Here is a 13009-nt window from a genome sequence, read left to right on the forward strand (position 1 = left end):
CTAGCCCCCCGCTTCAAACCAACTGCGAACAGTAGCTATTTCATTCCGATGACTGCCATCTGGACCCTTTTCAGTTTCCAAAACAACAGATGTTTTACGTAATGGATCAGAAGTTATTAAGCTTTCAAGACCCTTTTCGCCGATAAAACCTTTTCCTATTCCAGCATGCCGGTCCCGTCTTGAACCAAAGGGAAACTTAGAATCATTAAGATGAACAGCTACAAGATGCGGCCAAAATCCAAGCTGGTTTCCTCGTTCAAGCAAGTCTTCCGTATGCTCAGGATTCCAAATTCCTGCTGCAAAAGCATGACAGGTATCCAGACAAAATCCAATCTTCTCGGGAAACTGGCTAAGCTCACGAACCTTCACCAATTCTTCAAGTGTAATCCCTTCGGTACCATGGTTGCCCGCTTGATTCTCAATTAGCAGCTTGGCGTTACCTTCCCAGGACTGCAGCGTCTCATTCATACATTGTATAATATTTTGATAGCCTTGTAACGGCTCCATTCCAGCAAAATGTCCAAAATGAACAACAATACCTAAGGAACCGCAGGCTTCAGCAATTTCCAGATCATTAAGAAGGGAGTCTACATACACGTTTCGAGGGGTTGCGTCATCCCTATTCGCAGCCATATTGATTGCATAAGGGGTGTGGGCGATAGAGGTGATTCCTTTTTCTTGGCAAAAGAGTGCACAATCCCTTGTATCTCGAATATCAACCGTCTTTAGCTTCAGACTGCGCGGATTTTTCGGAAAATATTGAAAACTTGTTGCACCACTCTCCCAAGCAAATCGGGCAGCTCTCCCATATCCACCACGAATGCTGACATGAGCCCCTATTTTGGGTTTAGGCTTCATGTTGACAGTCTGGGCAATAAAATACTTTGCGTCCAGACAGCTCTGTTTTGATAATCGTTCCCCCATCGCGTAGGCAAGGCTCGCCCTCACGGTCATAGACTTTACATTGATCATTATAGGAACCCGTAACCATGTCACCTGTCATAAACGGCATTTCCATGTATCCGCCGATCTCTGTCGCATCAGTTAATACTTTTTGAATGCTTTGATACAGACGGGAAATGGCTTCAGGTGATAAATTTTGTACTAAAACTGAAGGCAGAAGCCCAGCGTCAAAAGCAATCTCATCCGCATAACAATTTCCAATACCCGCCATTACATGCTGATTCACTAACAGACTTTTTAACGCACCACGCCGCCCTTTTAATATTCCTGCAAAACGTTCCGGCGTCATCCGTCGATCCAGCAGCTCAGGTCCAAGCTTACCCATCGTTGCTTCGCTTTCCTTCACGGATACTAAATGTAAGAACCCTAACCGCAGGCCCATAAAATAAAGGATCTGATCACCAAATGCGATTTCTACTTGCGTATTACGATCCGGCCGCTCTTCTTCTGAACCATAAAAAAGCAATCCACCCAGCATTAAATGCAATAGTAATCTTCGTCCATCATGGAGATGAAACAAAATGTACTTGGCGCGCCGCTCTACAAAAACAACACGCGCACCGATCAAGGCATCAATGAAAGCTTCTGTTTCCATGTTAATTGTTTTTTCTCTGTTCACAATTACATTAGTTATCGGAACATTTATAATACGCTGGCTAAGCAGCTGTCTATAATTCTCCATTTCCGGCAATTCTGGCATACTCATCGTCCCCTCTAAGTTGGTGAAGTAATAAGACCCTAGCTATTATACACCGAGAAACATTTTAAGTTCAGCTAAATCGGCACATATTTCATCGGGAGTGATCCCTGTGATACTTTTATAGTGCTCCAGATTCTCTGTAGTGGTTAAACCGGTAAGAACAAGGATTGTACGACAGCCCGCATTAACACCGGCAGCGATATCCGTACGCATATTATCCCCAACAACAGCAGCATGTTCAGGTTGAATTTTCAGAAGATCTGTCGCATATTTGATCAGATGCGATTCAGGCTTACCGATCACTACTGGCTTCACACCACTGGCAGCCTCAATTGCTGCACCGATCGTACCCGCACCCGGCATAACCCCATCATCTGATGGTAACATTAAATCTGGATTGGTGAGCACAAACTTTGCCCCGCTCAAAATCCAACGCGAAGCTTGAGCTAACGAAGCATAATTAAAAGAACGATCGATACCTTGCACCACATAATCAGGGGATTCTGTGACGATTTGGAGCCCTGCCTCAATGCAAGCCATACGCAGTCCCTCTTCTCCAAGTATCGCCACTGTAGCCCCAGGTGATTCCTCAGCTATGTAACGTGCGGCTGCCATAGAAGAGGTACATACCTCCTCAGCTTTCGCCTCAATTCCCATTCCACTTAAGTGGGCAGCAACGTTAGCTGCCGTACGCGATGAGTTATTGGTAACAAATAAAAAAGGGATATCCGATTCACGAAGAGCCTTTATCAGCAGATCAGCACCGGGAATCATTTTATGCCCATGGTACAATGTACCGTCTAGATCAATCAATAATCCTTCAATTTGTTCCATCACTAACCCCTCAGTTTCCATAATAAATTTAATTAATATAATAAATAAATAATAGTATTAACAAACTCGCAGCCTTTGCCCTGCTTGGATTTACAGGCATACTCAAGCCCTTTAGGTGGAAGATATCACCTACTGATTTTCGGCAATATGTCCAGCCATTCGTTCGTCTTTTACTCCGTGATTACTTTAAATCTAACACACTTCGTCGAATGAAATCGAACAAGCGTCTCATCCAGCATTTTTTAGCATAGCACTGTCATTTCCTGCGCTTTCCCGGAAAATAATCATTCCCCCTATTGCCCATTTAGTCTGCGAGGTACCGGATATGCATTAAATTCCTCAGCTAATAATGTCTCAGGGAATATGAGTTCAGCTTCCTCAAGCAAAGGAATTAACTCTTCATGCGAGCTGTAACGAGAACTGAAATGAGTCAGCAACAGCTGTCCTGCTTTGGCTTCTTTTGCTAACTCTGCAGCCTGACGCGCTGTACTGTGATGATATTGATACGCCATGTCAGCCAGATCATGGGCGAAGGTTGCTTCATGAACAACAAGGTCTGCATTAAGAGAGAGTTCTAAGGCTCCCGAACAAGGTCTTGTATCCCCAAGGATAGTAACAATACGTCCTCGTTTAGGTTCCCTAACAACATCAGCAGCACAGATTCGTACACCTTCATCCGTAACAACATCTTCACCTTTTTTTAATTTCCCATAAATCGGTCCCGGTTTTAAACCATAACTCTTAAGCAATTCCGTATTGAGGCTTCCGGGACTATCCTTTTCCGTTACCCGGTAGCCATAGCTGTCAATGCGGTGCTCAAGTAATGCAGCTTCAACTTTAAAGCCATCATCCTCGAATATAGTTCCTCCTGTATGCTCCACAATCTCAATCTTATAAGGAATTCGGGATTGGCTCACAGCTAAGGAGATCTCTAGGTATGCTTTTAATCCAGGGGGGCCGTACACCGTTAACGGCGCTGTCCCTCCCTGATAACCACGACTTGATAATAGACCTGGAAGACCAAATAGGTGATCACCATGCAAGTGGGTAATGAATAGCTTTTCCAGCTTTCCTAGCCGAATCGGCGAACTAAGAACCTGATGTTGTGTACCTTCCCCACAATCGAACATCCAAATACTGCGACGTTCTTCCAGCAGTCTTAATGTAACGGACGTTACATTACGTTGTAGCGTTGGTACACCTGCATTAGTACCTAAAAAATATAAATCCATTCTTTTTCCTCCCTTCTACTTATTGGCTCAACCATCTCTTTTCAATTCTAAACGACCTTCTTCCAGCAAAAAACCCCCCAGTTACGGGAGGTTCCGCTGAAAGGGATACAATCCCCTACAGACCAGGTATATAAATGAAAGAATTACAGCTTCTCTACATTAAAATACTGCGCTTCTGGATGGGCAAATACCATAGCCGAAACGGAAGCTTCGGGCTCCATCATAAAGCCTTCTGTAAGGTGAACACCGATATCCTCCGGAGATAACAACTTAAACAGTGGACCTTGATCTTCTAAATCCGGGCATGCAGGATAACCAAATGAAACACGGATCCCTTGGTATCTTGCCCCATGTCTTTGCTTCATCGTCATATCCGCCGGATCTGGGAAACCCCAAGTATCGCGCATCATATGATGGACACGTTCTGCCAGTCCTTCTGCCACTTCAAGTGCAACCGACTGCAAGGCGTGTGAACGCAGATAATCTCCGCTTTCTTTCAGCTGAGTAGACAATTCACGTACACCGTGACCTGCTGTTACAACTAGGAATCCAACATAGTCCATAATACCACTGTCAACAGGTTTCAAGAAGTCCGCCAAGCACAGATGAGGCTCTACCCCTTGTCTTGGGAAAGTAAAGGTATGCAGGATCTCGGACGTATTCTGTGGATTATACACTATAATATCATTCCCTTGCGATTGTGCAGGGAAGAATTGATACATAGCATGTGGAGTAATGGTACCCTCTAGCATCGCTTGATGGAGAATATCGTCTACGGTACCCTTCAGTTCAACAGTCCGCTGATCTCCAGCAGCTAATTGGGCTTCTACAGAACCCCGTAACCCCAAATGATGACCCAGCAGCATTTGCATATTCACATAGGGGATAATATGCCCCAATGGATAGTTACGCAGTACGTGGCGTTCTAAATCCGGTGGAACAAAAACAGGTGCATCTGGAGATATTTTGGAACGCACTGCTCTGGTTAGTTTCGGCAGTTCTTGCTTAGGCGCAACGGCAACCGCTGCTTCTGCCTCCACACGAATTTCCTCGGCAATCTTCTCCCGTTCTTCAGGGTTCATAAGCCGATTGGCAATATCCAGCCCGTCCATAGCGTCCTTAGCATACAATACTAGGCCGTCATATTCTGGACGAATACGGGTCTTCGTAAATTTACGGGTCAAAGCTGCGCCGCCAACCATAATCGGAACATCGATCCCAGCTGTACGTAAATCCTGAGCGGTGAGCACCATCTGCTGAGCAGATTTTACAAGCAGCCCGGACAATCCTATCGCATCAGCTTTTTCTCGACGGAAGGCTTCGATAATGGTCTCTGGTGGTACTTTTATACCCAAATTAATGATCTGATAACCATTGTTGGAGAGGATGATCTCCACTAGATTCTTACCAATATCATGCACGTCCCCTTTTACGGTCGCCAGCATAATTTTTCCTTTAACCGCTGTCTCATCCTTCTGCATAAACTGCTCTAGGTGATTCACAGAAGCCTTCATCACTTCAGCGCTTTGCAGCACTTCAGCAACAATCAATTCATTATTGTTAAATAACCGGCCGACTTCCGACATCCCTGCCATCAGCGGTCCATTGATGATCTCCAGCGGACCAGATTTAGTCAATGCTTCATTTAGATCAGGAATGAGTCCTTCCTTCGTACCTTCAACCACATAGGAGGCTAAACGTTCTTCAAGTGACAGGTTGGAAATCTTCTCTTTTTTCTCTACTTTTTTACCACGGAAAGCAGCTACAAAAGCAGAAAGCGTCTCATCATTCGTATTATAAATCAGTTCCTCAGCAAGATGACGTTCTTCGGCAGGAATGGAAGCATACCGCTCCACTTTCTCTGTATTTACGATCGCATAATCTAATCCAGCTTTTGTACATTCATAAAGGAATACTGAGTTCAACACTTCACGTCCCGCTTCCGGCAATCCAAAGGAGACGTTGCTGATGCCCAAGATCGTATGAACACCTGGAAGTGCTTCCTTGATCAAACGAATGCCGTCAATCGTTTCTTTTGCTGAACCGATATATTGTTCATCTCCGGTTCCTACAGGGAACACCAGCGTGTCAAAAATAAGATCTTCTCCTGCTAAACCATACTTGTTCACTAGCAAGTCATAGGAGCGTTTAGCCACTTCCAGTTTATCTGTCGCCTTAATTGCTTGTCCCGTCTCATCGATGGTACCCACAACAATAGCTGCGCCATATTTATGAATGATCGGCGTCACCAGCTCGAATTTCTCTTCACCATCTTCAAGGTTAATAGAGTTAATTATCGCCTTACCTTGGCAGTACTGCAAAGCTAAATCAATAACCTTAGGATCGGTAGTATCGATCATCAGAGGTACTTTAACCTTTTTTACAACCAGTTCTAAGAAAAGCTTAATATCTTCAATCTCATCGCGGTCAGGGTCTTGTACACACACGTCAATAACCTGTGCCCCACTCTTTACCTGAGCTCGGGCAATTTCTGAGGCTTCCTCATATTTACCTTCGACGATAAGACGTTTGAATTTACGAGAGCCAAGTACATTCGTACGTTCACCAACCATGTAAGGACGGTTGTCGTTCTCAATATAGATAGGCTCAATACCTGAAAGTGCAGGTGGATGATTACCTGCCAGCGGGCGTGGAGGATATTCGGAAAGTGCTTCCTTCATCGCACGGATATGCTCTGGTGTCGTTCCACAGCAGCCCCCCGCAATATTCAGCCAGCCTTTTTCAGCAAAGGCTGCAATCTTGCGAGCTAAAGAATCTGGAGATTCATGATAATGTCCATTCTCATCCGGCAATCCTGCGTTTGGATAACAGCTCACGGCTGCCGAGGAGATCTCCGAAAGCGAACGAATATGATCCCGCATGAACTCTGGACCAGTCGCACAGTTGAGGCCCATAGAGATAGGCTTCAGATGTTCTAATGAGATATAAAATGCTTCAATATTCTGACCCGCCAGTGTAGTACCCATTGGTTCAATTGTTCCTGAAATCATAACCGGTAATGTGATGCCAGTCTTTTCAAAAGCATTACGAATACCAATACTTCCAGCTTTAACGTTAAGTGTATCTTGAGAGGTCTCCAGCAGCAAAACATCTACTTTACCGTCGATCAATGCCACTGCTTGTTCCTCATAGCTATCAACTAGCTCTTGGAAAGTAACGCCTCCAGTTACTGAGAGCGTTTTTGTTGTTGGACCCATAGCCCCCACGACGTATCGCGGACGGTCAGGTGTGTCATATTTGTCTACTGCTCTGCGGGCCAACTCTGCTGCCGCTAGATTGATCTCACGTGCGCGCTGAGGAATATCATATTCCGCCAGTACAACAGAGGTTGCACCAAATGTGTTAGTCTCAATGAGATCAGCCCCTGCTTCGAGATACTGCTCATGAATCGTCTGAATGACTTCTGGACGTGTTAATACCAGCATTTCATTACAGCCATCCAGCTCATCGCCACCAAAATCTTCTCCAGTAAGAGGCACCTGTTGGATCATTGTGCCCATTGCGCCATCAAGGATCAAAATCCTTTGTTGTAAGCTTTCCTCAAGTGTATATTTAGCCAACTAATAGTCCCCCCAGTAAAACATTAGAGTAAGTTTAGCAGAATAAAGGAATTTCGAAAAGCCTTCCTTTCCACTCTGCTTTATCTGTTATTGCTCAGCAACCGTTGTGAACCTTTGAATCATGGTTTCACAGACAGCTCTTTGCTAGGCATAGAGTGCTGTGTCCGGGCTGTCACATGTGAAGTGACATTATATTGTCCTTCCTTTTCAAGGGTCCCTTCTGCTTGATAGACTCCTTTACCTATTAGCTTTCCCTTAAGCTCTATTTTCTGTCCCTCATCATTTTTATTCACAATTTCGAACAGAACCTCTTTTGCATCATCTACTGCCTCGTTATCTTGGGTCACCACAGCTTCAAAGGTTACCTTTTGATTTACAACAACTTCTTCAGGACTCCATTGTAGTTCGACTTTGATAGGTTCCATAGACATGTTCATATTCATGTTATGTATTTCTGAATGCTTGGTTCCATTTGAAGAACATCCACCTAGTACTAGAAGTGTTGCACCTAATAATACAGCGACTAATTTCTTCGATCTCATCATTTGGAGCCCTCCCAATCATTATCGAATAATAAAAATCTACCAATTCATGTTATACATCTCCATCTATTATACACATTATTATTGGTTTTTCAGTATTTTGCATCAATTCCGCATTAGACTTGTGACTTAAATCATTTACTTAAAAATCTAATGAAATCCTTATGTTAGTATGTATGTACAGAAAAGCAGCGAGTTTCTTAGGATCTCAGAAACTCGCTGCTTTTATAAAGTCTTTATGTTGGAGCTAATAGCTCTGTATATCTTACAAGGATTGAACTAGTGGAAGAAGTTCCTCAAGGTGATTGATTTCATGATCCGGATGAATATCAAGACTAGGTGCTCTACCTTTTCTATTAATCCAGACCGTGGTCAACCCTGCTGCCAGCCCCCCACGGATATCCGTTGTAAGCTTATCGCCGACCATAACCGCTTGCTCAGGAGTTACATCAAGAAGCTCTAAAGCATGCAGGAAAATTTCCTTATCCGGTTTGCCTTTACCAAAGCTTCCGGAAATCACAATATGATCAAAGAAAGGAATTAACTCTGGCACACCATCTAGTTTTTCTTGTTGCAGTGCAGGACAGCCGTTCGTAAGTAGCAAAAGCTTCACTTGACCCCGTAACTGCTCCAGTACATGCATTGTTTCTTCATAGATGTATGGACGTTTTCTGCGCTCTGCTGCGAATTTAGTTGCCAAGGTCTCAGCTAGTGCTTCGTCTTCCACCCCTAAGGCTGCAAGTCCGCGACGCCAAGACTCTTTACGATATACCGGTGCAAGCTGCTCCAATTGACGGAATTCTGGTTGTTCACCTGCCGTAAAGTTAGCCCAGAGTGCTTCATATGGATTAATTCCGATCATCTTTGTAAATGGGAACGTCTCATAAGATTCATACAAGCTACTTGCTTCCTTACGAACTGCAACTTCTAGTTCTTGTGGATCAATCGTATCCCCGGCGGCTTCACAAGCAGAACGAAATGCTTCTTCGACGCTCCGATCATCCCACAGCAATGTATCATCAAGGTCAAATAGTACAGCAGAAATTGGCATTACAGGTCTCCCTCTCCCTTTAACTGGTCTAGTTCTATTCGTGAACTACTTCAATGTTGTGAGCTTTAGCAAATGCTTCTAATCGTGTACTCATCGCATTAGTATCATAGCGATTCATAAGTCTTGTGAAAATCCATTTCGTACGTTTCCCTTTGTGCTTAATGACTACAGCTCCACGCGAAAGGGTGATTTTCTCAATATCTGCAGCTGGAAGCCCGCGTTCGCGATTGAATTTAATAGTAGACAGTCTTGCTTTTTCCACCTTCAAGTACGGACGACGGAAGAACAATAGCGCTGCCAGCAAATAGTACAGTACTACTCCCAACCAATTAGCCAGCATGCCATTTCCTTTGGCCTGATCAATAGAACCAACTACCCAAAACATAGTGCCAAGTATCACTAACACTACCGGAAATGCAATGTTGCGACCTTTAAAGACTTCGGCATTCTGGGTAGGAGATTTAGAGGCATAAATCGTATCCTTGCCTTGTTTCTTTCTTTGCTTGTTGATTTGCTGTGTGTTGCGTTGAACCATTCTTTCCCAAGAACGGGCCATGTGCGTTCCCCCTAGTCATCCTGAAATATCTATGAAAAGGAACAGCGAGCTAATGTTTAAGCCCCTTGTTACCTTGTTCATGCTCATCGTTATCTACTACTTCAATAGTATTTAATTGTGCTCGGAAGTTATTGCGGATATTCCCCAGGTAAATTTCACGAAGCTTGGCGCGTTCCGCCACTTCCTCTTGATTAAGGCCTACGCTCTTCTGTTTGCGTGCCAATTCGTTAATTCGCGCGACCAACTCATCAATATTCAATACTTTCCCTCCCCCTATAAATTAATTCTAACTCTGCCATGAGAAAAAGAGCTTGTCAAGGTCTACTCCCTGCAAGCTCTAATGGTCATTCTATTATGTTCTCAGAAAATTAATAAATAGGTAAAGTAAGTATGTCTCCAGCGTTAATTTGACTACTCTTAATCCCACTTGAACGTTTAATTCCTTCTATATAAACAACTGTCTTCATATCAGCCGGTTTATTCTTAAGGGCAATACTCCATAGTGTATCTCCACGTTCAACCACAATCCGCTTCTCTTCCTTCATTATAGTCGTCGATCCTGCAAATACATTTCCCACTACTGTTAGGCCAGAAAATACTAGCACGATAATCAATATTAACTTAATAAAGAAGTCCTGACGGAACAACGAAATCATCCCTCCTAGCAAACGTTCCGTTATCTCTTTCACCTTAGCGGAATTACGGGCAACGTCATTATGTCCTAAAGATTCAACCACTGGGGCCTTATCGTAGATGCTGCGGTATGTACTGTATTTTAGCATAATTATCATCCTCCAAACACTTGTTCTTACTTTCGAATTCATAATAACACGAACATGTGTTTTGTTCAATACTATTTCAGAACAATTGTTCTCTTTTTTTCGAGAGACTCAAGTGGTACATTTTATTATCATTTGTCTACCATTTTTTAACTCTAGCAGATTAATATTTATAATAGTTAGAACTTATGTTTGTGCGAACGGTAGTTCTATGTTATAATTTTCCCAAACATTACTATATGGGGTTGATTCCAATGTCAAAGATTTCAAGTCGCCAGCTGGCGATCCTGGAATTTATACGAAGCGAAGTCCGCAGCAAGGGTTATCCACCTTCCGTCCGGGAAATTGGAGAAGCTGTTGGCCTTGCTTCCAGCTCCACAGTTCACGGTCATTTGGACCGGCTTGAGAAGAAGGGACTTATTCGTCGAGATCCAACGAAGCCACGTGCAATAGAATTACTAGGCCAAGAGGATTCAGAGAATGTTCACCAATTCGCCCAGACCATCTCACGGATTCCTGTCGTAGGTAAAGTTACCGCCGGGGTACCTATCACTGCTACAGAGAATATCGAGGACTACTTCCCACTTCCTACTCACTATGTAGGTGACAACAAAGTATTTATGCTGTCAGTTATGGGTGATAGTATGGTGGATGCTGGCATTATGAATGGTGATTATGTAATTGTTCGCCAACAACAAACAGCGGACAACGGAGATATCGTTGTAGCCATGACTGAAGAAGATGAAGCAACCGTTAAGACCTTTTACAAGGAACGTGATCATATACGGCTTCAGCCGGAGAATCCAGCTTATGAGCCTCTTCGCCTTAATCGCGTAACTATTCTCGGAAGAGTCATCGGATTGTTTCGAGATATCCACTAAGTATGCACTCCTACCATAAAAGGCTGTTCCGCAAATGCGGAACAGCCTTTTTTCTGTGTATTTTGCTTTCTCAACCACTAACGAACATTTGTTCTCGTTCGCTAAAATGGGCATTTTCTATGAATAACCGTTTAGGCGTTCTGCTCATATCCTAATTAGAAAGGAGTGTTGTGCATAATGCCAAATTACCGAATTATTGTAGATCTGACCCAACGAATGTTATATCTTCTGGACAATGATATTGTGATTAGAGGTTTCCCTGTCGGCATTGGTAAGATGTTAACCCAATCCCCAGTGGGAGAATTCACGATTATTAACAAACAACCCAATCCAGGCGGTCCCTTTGGTGCCTTTTGGATGGGACTGTCTAAACCACACTACGGGATTCATGGAACGAATGATCCTTCCTCCATTGGGAAAGAGGTATCCCACGGCTGTATCCGGATGTACAACGAGGATGTGTTAACACTCGCAGCTATCGTCCCTATAGGAACACGAGTAACGATAAGGAATTGAATTCGCTGAGGACGTCACAGCCCCCAAATCACCATATACAGAATGGGGGTCATTACATAAGTAAGTATTTTTTCATTAGCATACTAGGAGTTTGGTGATTATATGTCGAATATTGTTAACAGGATTGCAAATTGAAAAGGATGTGTTTAGTTTTGAATAACTCAAAAATTAGAACCCTCGTCGATTTTAAAGTCGATGCACTGGGTAAGCTGTCCGGTTTACTTTTAAATGATGAACAAGCTAGTGGAAAAAAAGTGAATTTGCTCACCTCTTTTGGCAGCATTCAGGGAATCGTCTCTCCAGCCGTCTCCAACAAAGAGGATGTATTTGATTTAAAATCTTTGATGGATGATGTAATAGTAGACGAATACATATCTTATTTGGGAGCAGAACACCCTGATAAAAATTTCAGCTATAACTTTGTTGTCCTCAATGACGTTACTGTAAGACCTTATGCTAGTTATGGGACTCCGATCGAATACAAACAGCTGATTGTTTATACCGATCATATCACTGCCTTCAATTTTCTATAGGTTACATACTTACCTTAAAAAGCACCCTTGCAGCAACCCCCAATTTTGCGCCATTTGCAGAATCGGCAGGTTTCTCCGGGTGCTTTTTTTGGGCTAATTCCGAAGCCGATCCTATAATTCCACGAATTTCCCTTTTAAAAGATACTAGTGGGGATCATTCAGGCATATCTTTCAATAAGCAACAATTTGAGTCTAATGAGATAACTGGGAGGTGATTATATGCTGATTATCTTAGTGTACTTATTTGCTATTTTAGGAGTTGTTTTAATTCTAAGTGCCGCCATTATAAAATTGAAAACGCTATCCACTTCATCTGATATTTCTATGCTAGTTAATGCGGCTGCATCCTTTAACATCATTTTCACCAAAACATTCATTCCCCCCAATCAATCTCACTTGATCGCACTTAACGAACCTAATAAAAAATTAGCAATAGGCACCAGAAATCCGAAGAACAACAAAAAAGCAGTAGCAAAGCTATACTCTTTCGATAATGTAATGGGATCCGAGATTGTGGTTAACGCACTTACCCTTTCAAAAGTCTCCAAAAGACAACAAAACAGCAAAACAACTGCAACTAGTGCAGATATTAACGTCCTTAAGGAAGCTGATGAAGAAGCTAATGTGATAGAAGAACTCACGCTTAAAATATATATGAACAGCAAAGAAACGCCTGTGTATTGTATTTCCTTCTTGCCGGGTTTATTGCCTATTCAACAATCCGACAACCAGTACAAGGAAGCTTACTCCCAAGTACAACAATTGCATGCACTCTTCAGGTCAATCGTATCTGAATAATTAAGTTGTTATCGCCATACCTCTCATTTGATTTCGAAATAGA

Annotated in this window: 14 protein-coding genes; 4 read left to right on the forward strand and 10 right to left on the reverse strand. The window is 43.0% G+C overall.

Annotation, left to right across the window (positions count from 1 at the left end):
• From NYE35_RS17880 to NYE35_RS17925, 10 genes are all read right to left on the reverse strand, one after another.
• Entirely contained in the window at positions 1-858 is an 858-nt protein-coding gene (locus tag NYE35_RS17880) for a deoxyribonuclease IV (protein WP_341122481.1), read from the reverse strand.
• Positions 848-1663, reverse strand: a complete 816-nt coding sequence (locus tag NYE35_RS17885) for an Fpg/Nei family DNA glycosylase (protein ID WP_036687706.1) — start codon at positions 1661-1663, stop codon at positions 848-850. Before NYE35_RS17885 ends, NYE35_RS17880 begins: the two co-directional genes overlap by 11 nt.
• A gap of 45 nt (positions 1664-1708) precedes the next feature.
• Positions 1709-2497 (reverse strand): TIGR01457 family HAD-type hydrolase, encoded by a 789-nt coding sequence (locus NYE35_RS17890; protein WP_094902406.1) that lies wholly within the window; start codon positions 2495-2497, stop codon positions 1709-1711.
• A 293-nt stretch (positions 2498-2790) separates the two neighbouring features.
• Positions 2791-3729 carry a ribonuclease Z gene (gene rnz, locus NYE35_RS17895; RefSeq protein WP_036687710.1) on the reverse strand — a complete coding sequence of 313 codons (939 nt, stop codon included), beginning with the start codon at positions 3727-3729 and terminating at the stop codon, positions 2791-2793.
• A gap of 143 nt (positions 3730-3872) precedes the next feature.
• Entirely contained in the window at positions 3873-7250 is a 3378-nt protein-coding gene (metH, locus tag NYE35_RS17900) for a methionine synthase (protein WP_370510530.1), read from the reverse strand.
• 179 nt (positions 7251-7429) lie between these two features.
• A complete protein-coding gene (locus NYE35_RS17905; protein ID WP_038571571.1) occupies positions 7430-7855 on the reverse strand; it encodes a FixH family protein in 426 nt (141 codons plus the stop codon).
• Positions 7856-8117: 262 nt separating this feature from the next.
• The gene (locus tag NYE35_RS17910; protein WP_036687714.1) at positions 8118-8903 is read right to left on the reverse strand and encodes an HAD family hydrolase; all 786 of its coding nucleotides are present in this window, start codon (positions 8901-8903) and stop codon (positions 8118-8120) included.
• A 34-nt stretch (positions 8904-8937) separates the two neighbouring features.
• Entirely contained in the window at positions 8938-9459 is a 522-nt protein-coding gene (locus tag NYE35_RS17915; RefSeq protein ID WP_036687716.1) for a hypothetical protein, read from the reverse strand.
• Positions 9460-9508: 49 nt separating this feature from the next.
• Positions 9509-9718 carry a DUF896 domain-containing protein gene (locus tag NYE35_RS17920; protein WP_036687717.1) on the reverse strand — a complete coding sequence of 70 codons (210 nt, stop codon included), beginning with the start codon at positions 9716-9718 and terminating at the stop codon, positions 9509-9511.
• Between the two features lie 109 nt (positions 9719-9827).
• Complete coding sequence (locus tag NYE35_RS17925; protein WP_036687719.1) at positions 9828-10241, reverse strand: LysM peptidoglycan-binding domain-containing protein; 414 nt, start codon at positions 10239-10241, stop codon at positions 9828-9830.
• 251 nt (positions 10242-10492) lie between these two features.
• Here NYE35_RS17925 and lexA point away from each other — a divergent pair, with 251 nt between their 5' ends.
• The 4 genes from lexA to NYE35_RS17945 all read left to right on the forward strand — a co-directional run bounded on the left by lexA (position 10493) and on the right by NYE35_RS17945 (position 12966).
• Positions 10493-11119 (forward strand): transcriptional repressor LexA, encoded by a 627-nt coding sequence (lexA, locus tag NYE35_RS17930; protein ID WP_036687720.1) that lies wholly within the window; start codon positions 10493-10495, stop codon positions 11117-11119.
• Between the two features lie 177 nt (positions 11120-11296).
• Positions 11297-11635 carry a L,D-transpeptidase gene (locus NYE35_RS17935; RefSeq protein WP_036687722.1) on the forward strand — a complete coding sequence of 113 codons (339 nt, stop codon included), beginning with the start codon at positions 11297-11299 and terminating at the stop codon, positions 11633-11635.
• Between the two features lie 152 nt (positions 11636-11787).
• A complete protein-coding gene (locus NYE35_RS17940; protein WP_038571576.1) occupies positions 11788-12168 on the forward strand; it encodes a hypothetical protein in 381 nt (126 codons plus the stop codon).
• Positions 12169-12387: 219 nt separating this feature from the next.
• Positions 12388-12966, forward strand: a complete 579-nt coding sequence (locus NYE35_RS17945; RefSeq protein WP_076273285.1) for a hypothetical protein — start codon at positions 12388-12390, stop codon at positions 12964-12966.
• Positions 12967-13009 lie beyond the last annotated feature (43 nt).

This window comes from Paenibacillus sp. FSL L8-0494, assembly GCF_038003695.1.
Classification (GTDB): domain Bacteria; phylum Bacillota; class Bacilli; order Paenibacillales; family Paenibacillaceae; genus Paenibacillus_AQ; species Paenibacillus_AQ odorifer.